Annotated in this window: 15 protein-coding genes and 2 pseudogenes; 7 read left to right on the plus strand and 10 right to left on the minus strand. The window is 65.3% G+C overall.

Annotated elements, in window-relative coordinates; translation table 11 throughout:
• Positions 1-4 precede the first annotated feature (4 nt).
• Positions 5-361, plus strand: a complete 357-nt coding sequence (locus ACGHX3_RS20155; RefSeq protein ID WP_394697338.1) for a hypothetical protein — start codon at positions 5-7, stop codon at positions 359-361.
• A 67-nt stretch (positions 362-428) separates the two neighbouring features.
• Positions 429-857, plus strand: coding sequence for a copper-binding protein (locus ACGHX3_RS20160; RefSeq protein WP_394697339.1), 429 nt, complete (start codon positions 429-431; stop codon positions 855-857).
• Between the two features lie 78 nt (positions 858-935).
• On the opposite strand, the gene ACGHX3_RS20165 is transcribed toward ACGHX3_RS20160, so the two are convergent.
• Genes ACGHX3_RS20165 through ACGHX3_RS20190 form a run of 6 tightly spaced genes read right to left on the minus strand, consistent with a single transcriptional unit; the run spans position 936 to position 9,226 of the window.
• A complete protein-coding gene (locus tag ACGHX3_RS20165; RefSeq protein ID WP_394697340.1) occupies positions 936-1,214 on the minus strand; it encodes a hypothetical protein in 279 nt (92 codons plus the stop codon).
• A 9-nt stretch (positions 1,215-1,223) separates the two neighbouring features.
• The gene (locus ACGHX3_RS20170) at positions 1,224-4,412 is read right to left on the minus strand and encodes an efflux RND transporter permease subunit (protein ID WP_394697341.1); all 3,189 of its coding nucleotides are present in this window, start codon (positions 4,410-4,412) and stop codon (positions 1,224-1,226) included.
• Between the two features lie 8 nt (positions 4,413-4,420).
• Entirely contained in the window at positions 4,421-5,356 is a 936-nt protein-coding gene (locus tag ACGHX3_RS20175; RefSeq protein WP_394697342.1) for an efflux RND transporter periplasmic adaptor subunit, read from the minus strand.
• Entirely contained in the window at positions 5,353-6,606 is a 1,254-nt protein-coding gene (locus tag ACGHX3_RS20180; protein ID WP_379605948.1) for a TolC family protein, read from the minus strand. Before ACGHX3_RS20180 ends, ACGHX3_RS20175 begins: the two co-directional genes overlap by 4 nt.
• Positions 6,607-6,644: 38 nt before the next feature.
• Complete coding sequence (locus ACGHX3_RS20185; RefSeq protein ID WP_115857986.1) at positions 6,645-7,253, minus strand: cation transporter; 609 nt, start codon at positions 7,251-7,253, stop codon at positions 6,645-6,647.
• Positions 7,250-9,226 carry a cytochrome c/FTR1 family iron permease gene (locus ACGHX3_RS20190; protein WP_115857985.1) on the minus strand — a complete coding sequence of 659 codons (1,977 nt, stop codon included), beginning with the start codon at positions 9,224-9,226 and terminating at the stop codon, positions 7,250-7,252. The genes ACGHX3_RS20185 and ACGHX3_RS20190 overlap by 4 nt, the downstream gene beginning before the upstream one ends.
• 91 nt (positions 9,227-9,317) lie before the next feature.
• Here ACGHX3_RS20190 and ACGHX3_RS20195 point away from each other — a divergent pair, with 91 nt between their 5' ends.
• The 3 genes and pseudogenes from ACGHX3_RS20195 to ACGHX3_RS20205 all read left to right on the plus strand — a co-directional run bounded on the left by ACGHX3_RS20195 (position 9,318) and on the right by ACGHX3_RS20205 (position 13,681).
• Entirely contained in the window at positions 9,318-9,749 is a 432-nt protein-coding gene (locus ACGHX3_RS20195; RefSeq protein ID WP_115857984.1) for a helix-turn-helix domain-containing protein, read from the plus strand.
• Positions 9,746-10,696: pseudogene (locus tag ACGHX3_RS20200) on the plus strand (site-specific integrase); the annotation flags it as partial. The gene ACGHX3_RS20195 and the pseudogene ACGHX3_RS20200, both read left to right, overlap by 4 nt.
• Before the next feature lie 18 nt (positions 10,697-10,714).
• Positions 10,715-13,681: a Tn3 family transposase gene (locus tag ACGHX3_RS20205; RefSeq protein WP_394697343.1), complete on the plus strand. Its 2,967-nt coding sequence runs from the start codon at positions 10,715-10,717 to the stop codon at positions 13,679-13,681.
• 6 nt (positions 13,682-13,687) lie between these two features.
• Here ACGHX3_RS20205 and ACGHX3_RS20210 read toward each other — a convergent pair whose 3' ends face one another.
• The 3 genes from ACGHX3_RS20210 to ACGHX3_RS20220 are packed head-to-tail and all read right to left on the minus strand — an operon-like array spanning position 13,688 to position 14,565.
• Positions 13,688-13,948, minus strand: a complete 261-nt coding sequence (locus ACGHX3_RS20210) for a GDCCVxC domain-containing (seleno)protein (RefSeq protein WP_343133220.1) — start codon at positions 13,946-13,948, stop codon at positions 13,688-13,690.
• Entirely contained in the window at positions 13,902-14,198 is a 297-nt protein-coding gene (locus ACGHX3_RS20215) for a heavy-metal-associated domain-containing protein (protein WP_115857981.1), read from the minus strand. Before ACGHX3_RS20215 ends, ACGHX3_RS20210 begins: the two co-directional genes overlap by 47 nt.
• A gap of 10 nt (positions 14,199-14,208) precedes the next feature.
• Complete coding sequence (locus ACGHX3_RS20220; protein ID WP_115857980.1) at positions 14,209-14,565, minus strand: mercuric transporter MerT family protein; 357 nt, start codon at positions 14,563-14,565, stop codon at positions 14,209-14,211.
• A gap of 41 nt (positions 14,566-14,606) precedes the next feature.
• Here ACGHX3_RS20220 and ACGHX3_RS20225 point away from each other — a divergent pair, with 41 nt between their 5' ends.
• Positions 14,607-15,014, plus strand: a complete 408-nt coding sequence (locus tag ACGHX3_RS20225; RefSeq protein WP_115857979.1) for a MerR family transcriptional regulator — start codon at positions 14,607-14,609, stop codon at positions 15,012-15,014.
• 861 nt (positions 15,015-15,875) lie between these two features.
• On the opposite strand, the pseudogene ACGHX3_RS20230 reads toward ACGHX3_RS20225, so the two are convergent.
• A pseudogene (locus ACGHX3_RS20230) lies at positions 15,876-18,284 on the minus strand (Tn3 family transposase); the annotation flags it as partial.
• Between the two features lie 125 nt (positions 18,285-18,409).
• On the opposite strand from ACGHX3_RS20230, the gene ACGHX3_RS20235 reads away from it, so the two are divergent.
• Positions 18,410-19,024, plus strand: a complete 615-nt coding sequence (locus ACGHX3_RS20235; protein WP_000904906.1) for a recombinase family protein — start codon at positions 18,410-18,412, stop codon at positions 19,022-19,024.

The raw sequence follows: 19,024 nt of genomic DNA on the forward strand, positions 1-19,024 counted from the left end.
CATCATGAAACGTCTTTTCCACATAGTTTTCCTCACCGCCGTCGTTGGAGTGCTGAGCGCCTGCGCCTCGCTGAATCCGGCGTATCGCATCGGCACGATCGCGTCCGTGTCGGATGGCGACCTGCAGGTCTGCCTCGATCCGCATGCCACGGCTCCCGCCGCCGGCCAGCAGGTCCAGTTGGTGCGCCGCGAGCAGTTCGGCAATCCCAAGTTCGCACTCACCTTCCGCGAACGCCGTGTCGGCAAGGCGGAAATCGGAACCTCGGTTTCCGGGCGCTGCGTGGAGGCTCGCTTGGTGCAAGGCAAGGCGCGTCGCCATGACTACGTATATCCGGAATTGGGCGATGCACAGCCCCGCTGAGCGCTTGTGACGGTCGATCGTGTCACCCCGCAATTTCACCCAGCCACACCCACCAAGGAAAAGCAACATGAAACTTCAAGCCGTTCTGTTTACCACCGTCCTGCTGGCCGCCTGTTCGCAACCGCCGGGCAACGCCGAGGATCAGCCCATGCCCGAGGCCGCGCAGCAGTCGATGCCGATGGAGGCGCCGCCCGCCGCCGCCCCGAGCGCCGACGACATGCAGATGTCCGAAGCCGAGCACAAGCAAATGGCCGGTGATGCACAAGCGGCGACCACGGCCATGGCGATGGGAACCATCGAATCGGTGGATGCTGCCGCCGGCAAGATCACCATCGCCCACGGTCCGGTCGAGGCGTTGAAGTGGCCGGCGATGACGATGGGCTTCAAGGCCGCGCCGGAGCAGGTGGCTTCGGTTCAGGCCGGGCAGAAAGTACAGTTTGAGTTCACCACCCAAGGCATGGCCGCGACGATCACCCGGATCGAACCGGCCCAGTGAGTCTTGTGCAGACGCATGGCGACGCCGGTCGCCATGCGTTTCCGGGCCAGGATGGATCGCGCGACAGGCGGTGATCCATCACTTCTTCTCCAGCAGTCCGCCCGGCGCCAACACCGGCAGCGGACCCGGGTCCTTGAACCAAAGGTCCACTTCGCGGATGCCGAACTGCTCCTCCAGCACCTTTTCCACGGTGGCTCGAACCACGGCCAAGTCCACATCCGGTGCGGCAACGGTCACCGTGGCCGAGAGGCCCAATTCGCCATCGGAGGTGCGATAGAGGCAGGGCTCGTCAACGGCCTTTACGCCGGAATGGACGAACATCGCAAGGCGCACCGCTTCGACATCCGCATCGCTCATGGGTGGCCCTCAACGCGTCGCGATCGGCGCTTGCCCTTGCGTTGCGCGGTGCATCCAACGGTACAGCACCGGTAGCACCAGCAAGGTCAAGGCCGTCGAGGACAGGATGCCGCCGATGACCACCGTGGCCAGCGGCCGCTGCACTTCCGAACCGGCGCCGACATTCAGTGCCATGGGCAGGAAGCCCAGCGAGGCCACCAGTGCGGTCATCAACACCGGTCGCAATCGGCCGAGCGCGCCATCCCGAACGGCTTCGTCCAGCGGATCGCCTTGCTCGCGCAGACGGCGGATGAAGGCAATCATCACCAGGCCATTGAGCACGGCCACACCGGACAGCGCGATGAAGCCGACGCCGGCGGAGATCGACAGCGGAATGCCGCGTAACGCAAGCGCGACCACGCCCCCGGTCAGGGCCAAAGGCACGCCGCTGAACACGATCGCCGCGTCCTTGGCTGAGCCAAAGGCCATGAACAGCAGCGCGAAGATGATGGCCAACGTCACCGGCACTACCACCGCCAGCCGCTGGCTGGCCGAGATCAACTGCTCGAAGGTGCCGCCGTAGTCGACCCAGTAGCCCTCGGGCAGCTTCACATCGCGCCCGATGCGCGTGCGCAGTTCTCCGACGAAGCCGCCCAGGTCGCGCTCGCGCACGTTGGCGGTGATCACCACGCGACGCTTGCCGTTCTCGCGGTTGACTTGGTTCGGACCGCGCTGCACCTCGATCCGGGCGACCTCGCGTAAGGGCACCGTGCGCGGCGCGCCGCTGCGCCAGGTCGCGACGCGGCTGGATTCGTCGGCGTCGGCATCAATGGTGGCCGGTAACGGGATCGGCAGATCGGCCAGCACTGCCGGGTCCTGCCGCAGTGATTCGGGCAGACGCACCACCAGGTCGAAGCGGCGATCGCCCTCGAACAGCTGTCCGGCAACGGTGCCGCCGACAGCCGTGGCGACGGTGTTTTGCACGTCTCCCGGGTTCAGACCGTAGCGCGCCAGCGCAGCCGGATCGGGCGTGACGGTGAGCAGCGGCAGGCCGGTGACCTGTTCGGCCTTTACGTCCTCGGCACCGGGCACCTGACGCATGACCCGTTCGATGCGCGTGGCCACCCGCGTCAGGCGCTCCAGATCATCGCCGTACACCTTCACCGCCACGTCCGCACGCACGCCAGAGATCAGCTCGTTGGTGCGCATCTGGATGGGCTGGGTGAACTCGTAGTTGCTGCCGGGAATCTCGCGGGCCGCGGCTTCCAGCTCCTCGATCAGCTCCGTCTTGGGCTTGCGCGGATCAGGCCATTGCTCGCGCGGCTTGAGCATCAGGAAGGTATCGGCCATCGACGGTGGCATCGGGTCGGTGGCCACCTCGGCCGTGCCGATCTTGGAGAACACGTTGGCCACCTCGGGGAACTGCCGCATCCGCAGCTCCAGCGTCTTCTGCATGGCCACCGACTGCTCCAGGCCTGTGCCCGGAATGCGCAGCGGCTGCAGGGTGATGTCGCCTTCATCCAGGCTCGGCACGAACTCCGAGCCCAGGCGCGTCGCCAGCAAGCCGCTGCCGAGCACCAGTACCGCAGCGCCAACCAGAACCGCCACGCGCTGGCGCAATGCCCACTCCAGCAGTGGCGTATAGCGGGCGCGCGACCAGCGCATCAATCGGTTGTCGTGCTCAGCCACGCGTCCGCGCAGGAAGGTCGCGATCGCCGCCGGCACGAAGGTCAGCGACAGTATCATCGCGCCCGTCAGCGCCAGCACGACGGTGATGGCCATCGGGTGGAACATTTTGCCCTCCACGCCCGACAGCGCGAAGATCGGCAGGTACACCGCGGCGATGATGCCCAGGCCGAACAAGCTGGGCCGGATCACTTCGGTCGTGGCCGAGGCCGTCACGTCGAAGCGTTCCTCGTCGTTGAGTTCGCGGCCGAGCGCATGCTGCGCCTCGCCGAAGCGGCGCAGGCAGTTCTCGATGATGATCACCGCACCGTCGACGATCAGGCCGAAGTCGAGCGCGCCCAGGCTCATCAGATTGCCTGAGACGCCGCCACGGACCATGCCGATGATGGTGAACAGCATGGCCAGCGGAATCACCGCCGCCGTGATCAACGATGCGCGGACGTTCCCCAGCAGCAGGAACAGCACCAGCATCACCAGCAATGCGCCTTCGATCAGGTTCTTGGCGACCGTGCCGATGGTGCGGTCGACCAGCGTGGTGCGATCGTAGACCGGCTTGGCGTGCACCCCCGCCGGCAGGCTGGCGTTGGCGGCCTCCAGTTTCGCAGCCGCGGCGCGGGACACCTCGCGGCTGTTGGCGCCGAACAGCATGAAAGCGGTACCGACCACCACCTCGTGACCGTTCTGGGTGGCCGCGCCGGTGCGCAGATCCTTGCCTTCGGCCACGGTCGCGACATCGCGCACCCGGATGGGCACGCCGTCGCGCCGATCCAGCACGATGTTGCCAATCGCCTTGAGGTCCGCGAGTTGGCCGGGCACGCGCACGAGGAACTGCTGGCCGTTGCGTTCGATGTAGCCGGCGCCGATGTTCTGGTTATTGCGGTCCACGGCCTGAACCACATCATCCAGCGTGAAGCCCAAGGCCACGAGCTGCGCGGGATCCGGAGTGATGTGGATCTGCCGCTCGAAGCCGCCGATGGTATTGACCTCAGTCACGCCTGGCGTGTTGCGCAACTGCGGCCGGATCACCCAATCCTGCAGGGTGCGCAGGTCGGTGGCCGTGTACGGCGTGCCGTCGGGTTTGCGGGCATCGGGCTCGGCCTCCACGGTGTACATGAAGATCTCGCCCAGGCCGGTCGCGATGGGACCGAGTTCCGGGTCCAGGTCCCCGGGCAACTGCGAGGCAATCTGCTGCAGGCGTTCGGCGACCTGTTGGCGGGCGAAATACAGATCGGTGCCATCCTGGAACACGACGGTGACCTGCGAGAGGCCATAGCGCGACAGCGAGCGGGTGTAGTCCAGCTTCGGCAACCCGGCCATCGCCGTTTCGATCGTGTAGGTCACGCGCTGTTCGGCCTCCAGCGGTGAGTAGCCCGGTGCCTGCGTGTTGATCTGGACTTGGACGTTGGTGATATCGGGCGTGGCGTCGATCGGCAGGTGCCGGTAGCTCCACACGCCCAGCGCGATCAGCGCGGCGGTAAGCACCAGCATCAGCCAGCGGTGGCGAATGGCGAAACGAATGAGGCGTTCCAGCATGGCCGCGCTCACTCCTCTTCTTCGACGGTGGACTTTTCGATGTCCGCCTTGACCAGGAAGCTTTGCGCCACGACCACGTGCTCACCGGCCTTGAGGCCCTCCAGTACTTCCACGCGCTCGGCATCGCGCCGACCCAGCGTCAACGGCCGGGTGCGATACGTGTCGCCTTGCTGCACGTAAACGACATCCCGGTCTTCGGCGGTCTGCAAGGCGGTGATCGGCACCACCAGCGTCACTGGCTGACGATCCACGGTGACACGAGCTTTCACCGCCGAGCCTGGGCGCCACAAACCATCGACATTGACCACGGTGGCCCGGGCGACCGTGCTCTGGCTTGCGGTCGCCGTCCCCGGCAGCACGCGCTCCAGCGTGGTATTCGCGGACACGCCATCACTCAGGCGCGTCACGGTCACCGGTACTCCGGCACTGATGTGCTGGGCGTCGGCACCGAAGATGTGCAGGTCCACCCACAGCGTGGACAGATCGGCGATCTCGAACAGCGGCGCGCCTTCAACCGCGGACATGCCCACCGCGGCTGTGCGGGCCATGACCACGCCATTGATCGGCGCGGTGATCGAATACGTCGTCAGGCTCAGGTTGCTCTCGACGCTCGCCAGCACCTGGCCGGCGCGCACGCGGTCGCCAACGCCGGCGCGCACCGAACGCACCGGTCCCGGGAACCGTGCGGTCACCTGCGCAACGCGTCCTTCGACGGGAGTCAGCAAGCCTTGTACTTCGTGCTCGTCGGCGATGATGCCGGGACCGGCGGCGGCGATGCGAATGCCGGCGGCGTGCGCGGTCTTGGCCGGAATCGTGGTGTGCTGCGGCGCTTCTTCGTGCTCGCCCACTTCCTGGGCTTCGGCGGTCTCGGGCTCGGGCGCCGAGGCGCTGCAGGCGGCCAACAACACGACCAGGCCCAAGGCGGGCCAACGCGGATGGATCATGGGGCGATATCTCCAGACGAAGCGGCTGTCGGCGCGGTCACGAGCGCCTGACCGGTCAGGCGCTGGATTTCGATCAGGGCGCGCTGCGCATCGAGCGCGACATCGAGTTGTTGCTGACGGACCGCGGTCCGCTCGGATTGCAGTTGCGCCCATTCCAGGTAGCTGATGGCGCCTGCGCGGTAGGCGCGCTCGGCGGCCTGTTCGGCGCGAGCGAGCTTGGGCAGCACGTCCTGCTGCAAGCGCGCTACTTCGACCTGCGCTGCGGTGTAACGACCGTGCGCCTCGACCAGCGTCGAGTACAGCGACAGGCCCTTGGCCTCCCGCTCGATCGACAACGCTTCCCGTTCGGCGTCGGCGGCGCGGATTTCCGGTTGCGCGCGGGCGCGGCTACCAAGCGGCATCGACACCCCCGCCACGAGGGCGGTGTCGTCGCTTTCCTGCAGCCGTCGGATACCGACTTGCCATTCCAGGTCCGGCGTCGCCGCCGTGCGCGCCAGCTGCAGGCGCGCTTCGGCAATGCGGCGCTCGCCGGCGAACTGGGCGAGTTCGGGGGTGCGTTCCAGCTCGGCTGCCAGCGTTTGCAACGGTGAGATGGTCGGCAAGGCCAGCGGGTCGCCGGCGACCGAGTCGAAGGTGGGGGCGCGTTCGCCCCAGAGTGCGGCCAGGTGCTGGCGGGCGGCCGTTCTCTGTTGCTCGGCCCGGTCGCGTGCGAGTTCGGCTCGGGCCAGTGCCGCCTGTGCCGTGAGAAGCACCGATTCCGGCGAGGCGCCGGCCTGAAGTCGCCGCCGCGCCGCTGCCACGGTGCGCTGACGTTGCGCCATGTCGGCCTCCGCCAGCGTCCGGCTACGCTCCGCGGCCACGACCGCCAAGTAACGCCGCGCGGTCTCGGCCAGCAGATCCAGCCGGCGGGATTCCCGCTGCACGGCCATCGCATCAATGCGGCTTTGCGCCAGGGTGCGCCGGGCGTCCAGTTTGCCGCCGCGCTCCAGGACCGAGGCCAGCGTCAGGGTCAACTCCGCGCTGTCCAAACCACGGGCATGACCTGTGCCGAACGCGTTCTCGACCTCGGCGCCGGCGATCCAGGGCGGGCGTTGCTCGGCCCGCTCGCGCTCGGCGGCCAACACCACCGTGCGAGCCTCCACCCAACGAATCTCCGGGTGCATCTGCGCCACGCGAGCAATGGCGTCATCCAAGGTCAAACGTTGTGCGGCCTGGGCCTGTATACCCAGGGCACTGCAGATTGCGATCAGCGTTGCCGCGAAGCGGCGACGTAACGTCCGCCAGCGCCTCACGCCTTGGCCTCACGTTGGGCGCGGCGCGCATCACCCAGGATCTCGACGGCTTCCTTGATCACATACAAGCCGATCAGTGCGCCGATAACGAAATCCGGATACGGGGAATCCAGCCACAGCACCAGCACACCGGCCAGGATCACGCCGAGGTTGGCCACCACGTCGGCGCGGGTGAAGAGCCAGGTCGCCCGCAGATGCACCTCGCCGGATTTCAGTGGCGCCAACATGCGCAGCACACTCACGTTGACCGCCAGCGACAACAGTGCGGTGCCGATCATCCAGCTACTGAGCGGCTCGGCGCCGTACATGACCCGTCGACCGACCTCGACCAGCACGCCGATGCCCAACACCAGCAAGATGCTGCCGCTGAGCCAGGCCGCATTGGCCTTGAAGCGGGCCGTTCGCCCGATCGCGATCAAGCCGATCGTGTAGGCGGTGGCATCGGACAGCATGTCCAGCGCATCGGCGAGCAAGCCGGTGGATTGCGCGATCCAGCCGGCGATGCCGCCAATGACCGCCATCGCGGCGTTGAGTCCCAGAGCGATCCATAGCACCCGACGTTCGCGGGAATTCTTGGCTTCGTGGTGGCAGCCGCAGTCACTCATTGATCTATCCCTCTTGCTTGGGTCTTGGGGCTATGTGCCGGTACCGGTGCGGACCGGGTGTTGACGATGAATCCGACCACCGCGGCGATGGCCACGACCACCTGTGCCAGCAACGATTGCCAGGACGGATACATGCCCAGCCATTCGATGCGCGGCGCCTGCACCAAGGCCTGGGATACCCAACCGGCCTCTTGCAGGGCGGCGATGCCCTTGCCGACGAGGATGACCGCCAGTACCGCGATCAGGATCGAACTGATCGAGAAGAACCGGCCGATCGGCAGGCGCTTGCTCACGCGCAACATCCAGAACGCCACGGCGGCCAGGACCACGCTGCCCGCCACCAGACCCGCGAGGATGGCGGCGGAGGCCTGTTCGCTCCACATCGCGATGTAGAACAGGATCGTCTCGAACACCTCGCGGTACACCGCCACGAACGCGAGCACGAACAGGAAGACCGCCGAGCGCCGCGATAACGCCGCCGACAGCTTCGCGTGCAGGTAGTGCTGCCAGCGGCCAGCCAGGCTCTTCTGGTGCATCCAGATGCCCACGCTCAGGAGCACGGCGGCGGCGAACAACGCCGACACGCCTTCGGTCACTTCGCGGTTGGCGCCGCTGATGTCCACCAGGTAGGTCGCCGCCGCCCATGTCACCGCGCCGGCCAGCAAGGCGCCGGCCCAACCGGCATGCACATAGGGCAGCACTTCGCGGCGCTCGGCTTTGCGCAGGAACGCGATCATGCCGATCACGATCAGCAGTGCTTCCAGCCCCTCGCGCACAAGAATGGTGAAGCTGCCGAGAAAGGCAGTGGTCGTGTCCGTGTGCGAATCCTGCAGTACCGCCTCGGCGCGATCGAACAGTGCATTGATCTTTGTCGCCTGCGCGGCGATGTCCGCTGGGGCCGTTCGGCGCCCTAATTGGGTGCGATAGCGGGCCATGGCGGTTTCGATGTCGCGCAGCAGTGCCGTGTTGCGCGCGGCCAATGTCGGCTCGATCGGCTCCACGCCATCGAGGTAGGCCGACAACGCCAACGTCGTGGCTTGTGCGATATCGCCGGCGGCGTAGGCATGCTGGCTGTCGGCCAGTCGCTGCCGGGCCAATGCCAGCGGACCGGCGCCGGCCACCGGTTCGTTGACGGCCTGCGGCCGGGAACGCAGGTAGGCAACGATGGCGTTGGCCTGTGTCGCGGGCAGACTCGTCGCAAGGTCGGCTTCGCGGGTGCGGGTCAGCGCTTCCAGCGTGGGGATGCGGCCATGCGCGTCGGCATTCTTGCGCCATAGCGCCTCACCGTCGGCACGGGCCTGCGGCGAGTACGCCAGGCTGCCCACATAGAACGCCAGCGCCCAGCGGTCAGCGTCGGGCAATCCAGCGAAGCTGGCCATGCCGGTGCCCGGCACGCCCTGCGAGATCACCTCGTACAGCGCCAGCGGCGTGCGCTGGGCGGCGCGGTCGGCATCGGTGAAAGCGATCGGCGGCGGATCCAGCCCGGCGGCGGCCGGACCGTCGCCGCGTCCACTTGGGCCGTGACAGGCCGCGCATTGCTGGGCGTAGAGCGCCGTGGCTCGTGTCGGTTCCGGCGGAGAGGTCGGCACCGCCCCGATGGGGTAGTCGGCCAGCAGGTCGTCGGCCAGCCCGCGGGCGAGCGCCGCGACTTGCGCAGGTTCGGCCTTGGTGGCCACCGCCACCGCCAGCCGGTCGGCCTGCGCCAGCAGCGCCGGCTGTTTCGGGGTCGCAGGCAAGCTCGCCAGTTGCGTGCGGACCGCACCGGCGAACTCCTGCATCTCGGCGTATTCGCTGGGGGCAACGACACGGCCGCCCTGGACGGCGCCGGCATAGTCCACCGCGATGTAGTCGAGCATCTGCCAGGTCTGGCGGGGGTTGGCTGCCGGCGATTCGGCGCGGACCGGCAGCAGCGCGGCCCACCCGAGCAGAAGGGCGAAGAGACTGGATCGAATCAGGGTAATCGGCAGGGGCATGGGCACGAACGCAGCAGGCCGCGGCCGGGGTGGCAGCGGGCACAGGCTCAGCGTAAAGTCCGTAGCCACTACAGAGTCAAGCAGAATGCGAATGAAAATCAGTGAAGCTGCCGTCGCCAGCGGCTGCCACCTGGAAACCATCCGCTACTACGAACGGGTCGGACTGATGCCACCACCGACGCGAACGGGGAGCGGCTACCGCGCCTACACGCCGGGCGACGTCGAACGGCTGCGCTTCATCACCCGTGGGCGCGAGCTGGGTTTCAGTCTGGAGGAGATCCGCAGCCTGTTGCGCTTGAACGACGATCCGAAGCTGTCGTGCGGCAACGTCGATGTGCTGGCCCGGGCGCACCTGGCCGACATCCATCAGCGGATCGAGGCGCTGACCCGAATGGCCAGCGAGTTGGAGGGCGTGATCGCCCAGTGCGCGGGCGGCGAGCGCGGCACCTGCACCATCCTGGGGGCGCTGCGGCACCCGGGCAACGATTCGACTTCGTGCACCGATCCGGTGTGCCGCCCATGACATTGGAACGGTACCTGGAGGCCGCCGAGCGCGAGAACACGCAGCGCAGCTACGCCTCGGCGCTGCGGCACTTCGAGGTCGAATGGGGCGGCCACCTGCCGGCCACGCCGGACAGCGTGGCCCGCTACCTGGCTGATCATGCCGCACAGTTGGCCAACAACACGTTGCGACAGCGGCTGGCCGCTCTCGCGCACTGGCACCGCGAGCACGGGTTCGTCGATCCAACCCGGGCGCCACTGGTGCGCAAAGTGCTCAAGGGCATCCAGACCGTGCACCCTTCGGTCGAGACCCAGGCTGAGCCACTGCAACTGACCCGGCTAGCCCAGGTGGACGACTGGCTTGCGGGCGCGATCACGGCGGCGCGAGACCGCGGCGATTATGCGGACGAACTGCGCCATCGCCGGGACCGATCGCTGATCCTGCTGGGCTTCTGGCGCGGCTTCCGTAGCGATGAGTTGATCCGCGTACAAGTCGAACACCTGCGCCTGGTCCCGGGCGAAGGCATGACCTGCTTCCTGCCGCGCAGCAAGGGTGACCGCCAGGCATTGGGTACCACCTACAAGGTGCCGGCGCTGTCGCGGTTGTGCCCAGTGATGGCAACCGCCGAATGGACGGCTGCGGCCGAGCTCACGCAGGGGCCGGTGTTCCGCGGCATCGACCGCTGGGGGCGCGTCAGCGAAACGCCGCTGCATCCCAACAGCCTGATTCCACTGCTGCGCCGCTTGCTCACCGCGGCGGGGCTCCCGGATGCGGCGGATTACAGCAGCCACTCCCTGCGCCGCGGCTTCGCCGGCTGGGCCAATGCCAACGGCTGGGACGTGAAGGCGTTGATGGAATACGTCGGCTGGCGCGACGTGCACTCGGCCATGCGCTACCTCGACGGCAGCGACCCGTTTGCGCGCCAGCGCATCGAGGCGAGCTTGCCGCCGCCGGCGTTACCCGCACCCTGACCGAATGAGGCTTCAATGGCGTCGATCGAACGGACCGCGTATCCCCAGTTCAAGCGCAATCCCGTCGTCCGCGAACTGGTCGCCGCCTACACCCCCACCGAAGCCGAACTGACTTTCGTCGCCGAACAGGCACGGCAGCCCGCGCACCGCCTGACCCTAGCCGTCCTGCTGAAGGCGTTCCAGCGACTGGGCTATTTTCCGGCCCTGGAGGAAGTGCCCGCGGCGGTGGTGCGTCACATCCGCGGCGAACTGAAGTACAGGGTGCAGGTGAAACCGGCGCCGGTCGCACCCAACAAGCGGTATCGCTACTACCAGCGCATCCGTGCCTACCTGCAGGTGCGCGCCTATGCCGACGGCGGCCTCGGCGTGGCTGCCCGCGCCATGAACGACGCGGCCGCCGTCATGGACAATCCGGCAGACCTCATCAATGTCGCGATCGAACAACTGGTGCGCGACCGCATCGAGTTGCCGGCGTTCTCCGCGTTGGATCGCATGGCCCGGCGCATCCGCACGCTCGTCAATGGCCGTTACTTTGCGCTGATTGCGGGACGGTTGACGGCCGACGAGAAGCAGCGTCTGGATGACTTGTTGGTGGTCAGCGATCCTCGCCAGAAGAGCCCGCTGCAGGCGATCAAGCGGCTGCCGAAGCGTGCCTCCCTGCAACACTTCCAGGAACTGCTCGATCACATTGCGGCGTTGGACAACCTGGTCGGTAGCGAGCAGCACCTGGTGGAGGTGCCCGAACTCAAGCGCAAGCACTTCGCAGCCGAAGCCCGCGCCCTGGATGCCGCCGAACTGCGGGATTTCCGGCCGGCCAAGCGTCACGCGGTGTTGCTGTGCCTGATCCACCGCGCCCGGGTGCAGACCCGCGACGACCTCGCGGAGATGTTCATCAAGCGCTTGGGCAACATCCACAACCGCGGCCGGGAGGAACTGGAGCGGTTGCGGGCGCGGTATCGCGAGAAGACCGAGGCGTTGGTGGCCACCATGTCGGATGTGGTCCGCGTGCTCGACCACCATCCCAGCGACACCGAGGCCGGCCGCGAAATCCGCCAGCTGGTCGCCCGGCGCGGCGGCGCACAAGCACTGCAGGCCGACTGCGAGGCGATCGCCGCCCATGCCGGCGACAACCATCTGCCGCTGTTGTGGCCGTTCTACAAGAGCCACCGGGCCACGATCCTGCGGATGGTGCGGCACCTGGATCTGGAATCCACGACCGAAGACCGCTCGCTGATCAACGCCATCGAACTGATCCTGCGCCAGGAACGTGCCCGCGGCGATTGGCTGGACGAGCCGGTCGATCTGGCGTTCACTTCCCAGCCGTGGCGCAAGACCATCGTGCACCGGACCGAAGCCGGCGAGGAGCGTGTGCATCGTCGCCTGTTCGAGGTTTGCGTGTTCTCGTCGCTGGCGAACGAACTCAAATCCGGGGACGTGGCGGTACGCGGCTCGGAGACCTATGCCGATTACCGGCACCAGTTGCTGCCGTGGGACGAATGCGAACCGCTGGTGGCGGACTACTGCCGGCAGTTGAATCTGCCTTCCACGCCCGTGGAGTTCGTCAACGCGCTGCAATCGCGCCTGCTGCAGGTCGCCGAGCTGACCGACCAAGGCTATCTGGACAACGGCCAGGTGATCATCGGCGAGGACGGGCTGCCGGTGCTGAAGCGGAGCAAGGCCAAGGAGATGAGCAGCCACGCCCGTGCCCTGGAAACGGCCATCCTCGACCGCCTGCGCGAGCGCAGCGTCATCGAGATCCTGTGCGATGTCGCCCACTGGACCGGCTGGACGCGGCACTTCGGCCCCTTGTCCGGCTCCGACACCAAGATCGAGCAGCCCCTTGAGCGCTACGTGCTCACCACGTTCACCTACGGCTGCAACCTCGGGCCGGCGCAGGCGGCGCGACACCTACGCGGTGCGGTCTCCGCGCACATGCTGTCGTTCGTCAACCGCCGGCATGTGGACGCGAACAAGCTGGCCGCGGCCTGCCGCGACATCATCAACAGCTATGCCGGCCTGCAGCTCCCCAAATTCTGGGGCGATGGCAAGAGCGCCGCCGCCGACGGCACCAAGTACGACCTCTACGATCAGAACCTGCTGGCCTCGTATCACATTCGCTACGGCGGTTACGGTGGCATCGCCTACCATCACGTCTCCGACACCTACGTGGCGCTCTTCAGTCACTTCATCCCGTGCGGTGTGTGGGAAGCGGTGTACATCATCGACGGACTGCTGAAGAACACCTCCGACATCCAGCCTGACACCGTGCATGCCGACACCCAGGGCCAGTCGCTGCCGGTGTTCGGGTTGTCACACCTGCTGGGTATCCAGTTGATGCCGCGTATTCGCAACTGGCGGGACTACAAGTTCTATCGGCCCGACGCAGACATTCGCTACGAGCACATCGACCCGCTGTTCCGCGACACGGTCGATTGGGACCTGATCGAGACCCACTGGAAGGATTTGATGCAGGTGGTGTTGTCGATCAAGTCCGGCAAGATCGCCGCCTCGACGCTGCTGCGCAAGCTGGGCAACTACAGCCGCAAGAACCGCCTGTACCAGGCATTCCGCGAACTGGGCGCGGCCGTACGCACGTTGTTCCTGCTGCAGTACATCTCCAACCGCGAGCTGCGCGAACAGATCACGGCCTCCACCAACAAGGTCGAGGCCTACAACGGGTTTGCCAAGCATTTCTTCTTCGGCGGGGAAGGCATCATCGCCGACAACGATCCGCTCGAACAGGAGAAGGCGGTCAATTACAACGACCTGGTGTCCAACGCCGTCATCTTCCACAACGTGGTCGAGCAGACCCGCATCATCAAATCGCTCATGCGTGCGGGCTGGAAGATCACCCCGGAAGACGTGGCTACGCTCAGTCCTTATGTGACCAGCCACGTCAAACGCTTCGGCGACTATCTCATCGACGTGGAAGCGATCCCGGAACCCTACGAAATCGAACTACCTCTGGCCTTGGCCGCGTAGGGTGAATCAACCCACGTTGCTGCAGCAGGGGCTGCTTTGCTGGATGGGCGGACACGGCACCGTGCCGTAGGAGCAAAACACGCAGCAATCACCCGCCTTGGGGCGCAGCAAGGTATGGCACCCCGGGCACTCGTAGAAGAATTGGCACGCGGTTGTCGGCATGGTCTCGGTTGCCTGATGCCCGCACGCGGGGCACGTCAGCGTGCTTTGCAGTTGCACCTCAGCCACCGTTCGCGCTCGCCTTGGCGGTGGCAGGAAACCCGGCATCGGTGATGGCCTTGGCGATGGCCGCCGTATTGGTGCGCTCGGCATCGAAGGTCACGATCACGGTGGCCGCCTGAGTGTCGACACGGCGCGCCGTCACACCCGGCACTTTGTCCAAGGCCTTATCGATGGTGATGCTGCACGCCGGGCAGGTCATGTTTTCCACGTGCAGGGCGACGACTTGCTTGGGGGGCGCTGCGGAGACCAACCCCATCCATGCTGTGAGGATCAAACCAAGGAGGATCTTGCGCATCGGGAACTCCTTACAGGAACCAGCCTATGTAGTAGGGGAAGAGCAGCAACAGCGCGATCAAGCCGGTGGCGATCCAGAGCCAGCGCCGGCGGCGTCGCAGCTGCGCCGGATCGACGCAGGCACCGTCAGTCCTGCACCGCGCCGCCGGGCGATACAGCGTCCAGAACGCCCAACCCAGACAAGCCAGTGTGGCCGCGCTGAACCAGGGGCGCCAGGCATCCAAGGCGGTGAGGTTGGCGATCCATGCGCCACTGATGCCCATCAGGACCAGCACCAAAGGGACCACGCAACACACAGACGCGCCGGCCGCTGCGGCGGCGGCTCCCATAAGGGCAGGCAGGGAGGATCGAGATCGGGGCTGGGCCATGTCGGCATGGTAATCTCCGTACCAAGGTACGGAGTCAAGCCATGACCACCAATGCGATGACAATTAGCCGGCTGGCCTCAGCGGCCGGTGTGCATGTCGAAACGGTCCGCTACTACCAGCGGCGAGGGCTACTGCAGGAGCCCGAACGGCCGCAGGGCAGCGTGCGGCGTTACGGTGCCGACGATGTCGGCCGGCTCCAATTTATCCGCCGGGCACAGGCAGTGGGGTTCCGACTCGACGAGATCGCAGGCCTGCTCGAAGTCAAAGGCCAGCGCACCTGCGAGCAGACGCGATTGCTGACCGAGCGGAAATTGACTGAAGTCCGGCAACGCATGGAAGAGTTGCGGCTCTTGGAGGCGGAACTGGAACAGTTGGTGGACGAGTGCAATCACGTAGCGACTGGAGAGGCGTGTCCTGCGCTCGATCGGCTGGCGCAAAATATCCGCTAACTTATTGTGCCAAAAGAATTATTTGAGTTCTGTGGGGCATTTTTACACGTATCTCGGCAGAACCCCGTATACGCCCTACTCGCCATTGGGCTTATCCTCATCATCGAACCTGCGCTGCCGCAGTATCACTTCTCGGTGTTTTGGTTCTCGCTCGGCGTGGGCAGCACGATCATCGCCATCTACGACCTGCTCCGGAGAGCGCCTTAGCGCCCCGAACGACGCAAGGTGCTGAAGCCAATCTGATGTGTGTCGTGCAGCGCATCGGGTTCGTGGCAAGCAAGCAAGGCCACGCGCCATCCGCGGCGGTGAGTGCTTGGGCAGTGGCCGCGTCCGTCCGTTGCCCCCTTCGCTCCGGTGACATCGTCATCTCCCCGGCGATGACCTCTCCAGCGGAGAGTGTCGCTGAAGTTGATGTTGCCGAACGGAACCGGCCGCGGATGTGTGCCAGCAGCTCCGGGGTCAGGCGGCCCGGGTGCTCCTTTTCCGAGCGATCGACCAACCGCCTGCAGACGCTATGTCGTCCACGCCATAGCGATATTGGTCAACTGCGTCGGGGTGGGCGGCGAAAGCCTGATTCTCCGGCGGGCTTTGCGAACTTTACATTTTTGGGCGTTGGGCAAACCTGGCCATGAAGGAAAGGGAACGTCGCGAGCGGGCCGAAGTCGACGCCTTGCGCGCCGGCGTGCGTCTGGAAACACTGGAGCAGCTATTGGAGCAACTGAAACCTGCAGCTGAAGCGGCGTCAGGTGGAAAGGGGCGTGGCCACGGATAGCCCTGGTGCAGTTTTTATCCGGCAACATCATGATTTCAAAAAAGAAATCAGATTCTGTGAGTCATTTTTACACGTATGTCGGCTGAACCCCAATTGCGCTCGATCATGGCTTGGTTGACCTTTCCGCCGATCAACGCTCGCAGGTGCGCCGGGGCGGCCGACGGATTGAACGCGTAGAGCCGTTTGGATGGCAGGTCGCGGATGCGCGGAGCGAACCGGTAGCCGAGAATGGCACATGCGGCAAAGACGTGATCGGTGAAGCCGCCCGTGTCGGTGAACTGCTCGCGGATATGGCGTCCAGCATCGTTCATCAGCAGGCCATCGAGGATGTAAGGCGCTTCGCTTGCCGTTGCAGGAATCACCTGGGTTGCGAACGGCGCATATTGGTCGGAGACGTGGCTATAGGCTTTCAGGCCCGGGGTATTGCCATATTTCGCGTTGACCAGGTTCATGGCCTCACCTTGCTCTGTAGCGACGAAGAACTGTCCGTCGCTCGAAGCCGACGTGCCCATGCCCCAGAACCGGGCCATGGGTAACGCTGCCTGTGCCTCGACCACCATGGCCAGCGCCCGGTCATAGGCTTCGCCCTCGACATGCCACCGTCCAATGCGGATCAATTCCCAGAAGGTGTGGGTGTTTGTCGCATCCGCCATTTTGCGCAAGCCGAGGTTGATCCCTTCCGCCAAGATAACGTTCATTAGCCCGATCCGGTCAGCGCAGGGTGCTCCTGTGCGCAGATGGGTGAACGCTTCGGTGAAGCCGGTCGCCGCATCCACCTCCAGCAGGAGATCGGTGATGCGCGTGGGCGGGATCTGCTTGTAGAGATCGAGCACCAGATCTTCGGCGCCTGTCGGCGCGGCGGCTTCGAGTTTCTCGATATGCAGAACGCCGTTTTCAATCGACCCGCCCGGGATCGTGCCTGCGCGAGCGGCACGGCCAAGCTCGCGCAACCGCATGTCGAGGCGAGCTTGCCGGTCTGCCAGCCATTCCTCCGGCCGCAATGGCACAGCGAGACGACCGCCTTCCGCGATGGATTGTGCCGGAACGAGTGCGTGTTTCAGATCGCCATAGCGCCGGGACCTAGTAAGCCAGACATCTCCGGAGCGGAACGCATCGCGCAGATGGAACAGCACCGCGATCTCCCATAGGCGAGCGTCGCCAGCCCTCTGGGCCCGAAGGTGGCGATGCCATTTCGAGCTGGGCCGCAAGAAGCTGGTCATCGCGGCATCGTTCAAACCGGTACGAAGGGCCGTCACCGCTTCCAGAAGCGGCAGTGCAACGGGCGCAGCTCGCAGATCGAGCAGGCGCAACATGCGTGGAGCGTATCGGCGGAAGCGGTGATAACCGTCGAGCACATGATTGAGCGGATCGTCGGCCATGGTGGCGGTCAGCCTGGTTGCCATTGCAACAAGGGTTTTTAAGCCGTCCCACCCTGACCCACTCGCGATGACATCGCCCAGCGGCTGGCCATCATCCTGTGCATCGACCAGGGCGCCCCCGATCTCGGCGAAGGATTTCAGGGTGTCACGCACCACCCCCGCTTCGTCTGCGACCTTTGCATGGCAAATACGCTCCGAAGCACGGTAGAGACGGCCGACGATCCGGTCGTGGGTTTCGACCACTGCGTCGGCCAACATCGCCTGCCATTCCGAGACGCAAACAGCCAAGATCGCAAGCCGCCTGTCCTCCGGGAGATCGCGCATGCCGTCGGCATAATACCGTTCACCCTGCCTGCGCAGACGAGTCACCCGATGGGCAGGAACGCCGGCAAGCAGATCCTCGGGGAGATCGATGCGTTGCAGATATTCGAGCCGGTCGAGCAGCCGGTTGGCCGACGAAGAGTTCGAGCCAGGCTCGAACTGGCGCAGCCACACAAAACGGGTCACCCGATCATCAGCCGTCTCCTCGAGCAATGCCAGCAACTGTTCTCGGATCGACATAGGCAGCCGACTGGCGATCCTCGTCTCGATGCGTCGCTCGGCATCGACGAGAGCCGCGGCACAAAGCCGCTCGATCGTGGATGTCGCGGGAAGGACAGTGCGGGTGCGTCGGCACTCGGCTACGAAGCGACGGGCGATATCCTCGTTCGACACCGCCATCTCGGCTTCTCGGAACAACCATTCCTTCAGCTCGCTCGCACCACGTCCGGAGAAGGTGCGGAAGCCGTAGAGCCCCCGTAACTCGGCAAGATGCTCGTGCCGTGTTTCCTCGCGGGCAGCATAGTCTACGAGATCGTCGGCACCCAGGCCAAGCTGCGCTCCGATAAATTCGATGACCTCTGCAGGGATCAGTTCGCCTGGAGCCAGCACCCGGCCGGGATAGCGCAGGACACACAATTGCAGGGCGAAGCCGAACCTGTTGTGAGCGCGCCGACGCAGCCTGATATGCCCAAGGTCTTCATCACTCAGCGTATAGTGCTTGAGCAAATCCGTCTGTGAAGTCGGCAAGCGCAACAGCGCGTCTTTCTGCCGATCGGTTAGAGTGACGCGACGCGGCATACATGTTCCTTTTTCAAAATCTGATAGCGTTCAAGACGCTTTGTTTATGAAGCTGGTTGAGATACATTTCCAGAGGTCAATGCAATCGTGGCCGAAGCGCCGCCTCAAACCAACGTTTGTGATACATGCTGATCGGATATGCCCGCGTCTCCAAAGCCGATGGCTCGCAGTCTCTCGACCTGCAGCACGACGCCTTGCGCGCCGCAGGTGTCGAACGGGACAATATCTATGATGATCTTGCTTCCGGCGGTCGTGATGATCGCCCTGGCTTGACTGCCTGCCTCAAGTCATTGCGTGACGGCGATGTGCTGGTGGTCTGGAAGCTCGATCGCCTCGGACGATCGCTTGCCCATCTGGTCAACACGGTGAAGGAGCTGTCAGACCGCAAGATCGGCCTGCGGGTTCTGACTGGAAAGGGCGCTCAGATCGACACCACGACTGCGTCCGGTCGCATGGTGTTCGGAATCTTCGCCACCTTGGCCGAGTTCGAGCGGGATCTGATCCGAGAGCGCACCATGGCGGGTCTCGCCTCCGCGAGAGCGCGCGGTCGCAAGGGCGGACGAAAATTCGCGCTCACCAAAGCTCAGGTGCGTCTCGCGCAAGCCGCCATGGCCCAGCGCGATACTTCAGTTTCCGATCTCTGCAAGGAACTCGGCATCGAGCGCGTCACTCTCTACCGATATGTCGGTCCCAAAGGCGAGCTCAGAGACCATGGAAAGCATGTTCTCGGACTTACGTAG

Origin of the sequence: Pseudoxanthomonas japonensis (genome assembly GCF_043632995.1) — a bacterium.
GTDB lineage: Bacteria > Pseudomonadota > Gammaproteobacteria > Xanthomonadales > Xanthomonadaceae > Pseudoxanthomonas_A > Pseudoxanthomonas_A japonensis.

Bases quoted from the DNA above. Each gene is read 5' to 3' on its own strand.
- ACGHX3_RS20190 (WP_115857985.1), bottom strand. From the start codon at position 9,226: ATGCCCCTGCCGATTACCCTGATTCGATCCAGTCTCTTCGCCCTTCTG.
- ACGHX3_RS20170 (WP_394697341.1), bottom strand. From the start codon at position 4,412: ATGCTGGAACGCCTCATTCGTTTCGCCATTCGCCACCGCTGGCTGATG.
- ACGHX3_RS20215 (WP_115857981.1), bottom strand. From the start codon at position 14,198: ATGCGCAAGATCCTCCTTGGTTTGATCCTCACAGCATGGATGGGGTTG.
- ACGHX3_RS20160 (WP_394697339.1), top strand. From the start codon at position 429: ATGAAACTTCAAGCCGTTCTGTTTACCACCGTCCTGCTGGCCGCCTGT.
- ACGHX3_RS20210 (WP_343133220.1), bottom strand. From the start codon at position 13,948: ATGCCGGGTTTCCTGCCACCGCCAAGGCGAGCGCGAACGGTGGCTGAG.
- ACGHX3_RS20165 (WP_394697340.1), bottom strand. From the start codon at position 1,214: ATGAGCGATGCGGATGTCGAAGCGGTGCGCCTTGCGATGTTCGTCCAT.
- ACGHX3_RS20155 (WP_394697338.1), top strand. From the start codon at position 5: ATGAAACGTCTTTTCCACATAGTTTTCCTCACCGCCGTCGTTGGAGTG.
- ACGHX3_RS20175 (WP_394697342.1), bottom strand. From the start codon at position 5,356: ATGATCCATCCGCGTTGGCCCGCCTTGGGCCTGGTCGTGTTGTTGGCC.
- ACGHX3_RS20220 (WP_115857980.1), bottom strand. From the start codon at position 14,565: ATGGCCCAGCCCCGATCTCGATCCTCCCTGCCTGCCCTTATGGGAGCC.
- ACGHX3_RS20185 (WP_115857986.1), bottom strand. From the start codon at position 7,253: ATGAGTGACTGCGGCTGCCACCACGAAGCCAAGAATTCCCGCGAACGT.
- ACGHX3_RS20205 (WP_394697343.1), top strand. From the start codon at position 10,715: ATGGCGTCGATCGAACGGACCGCGTATCCCCAGTTCAAGCGCAATCCC.
- ACGHX3_RS20225 (WP_115857979.1), top strand. From the start codon at position 14,607: ATGACCACCAATGCGATGACAATTAGCCGGCTGGCCTCAGCGGCCGGT.
- ACGHX3_RS20195 (WP_115857984.1), top strand. From the start codon at position 9,318: ATGAAAATCAGTGAAGCTGCCGTCGCCAGCGGCTGCCACCTGGAAACC.
- ACGHX3_RS20235 (WP_000904906.1), top strand. From the start codon at position 18,410: ATGCTGATCGGATATGCCCGCGTCTCCAAAGCCGATGGCTCGCAGTCT.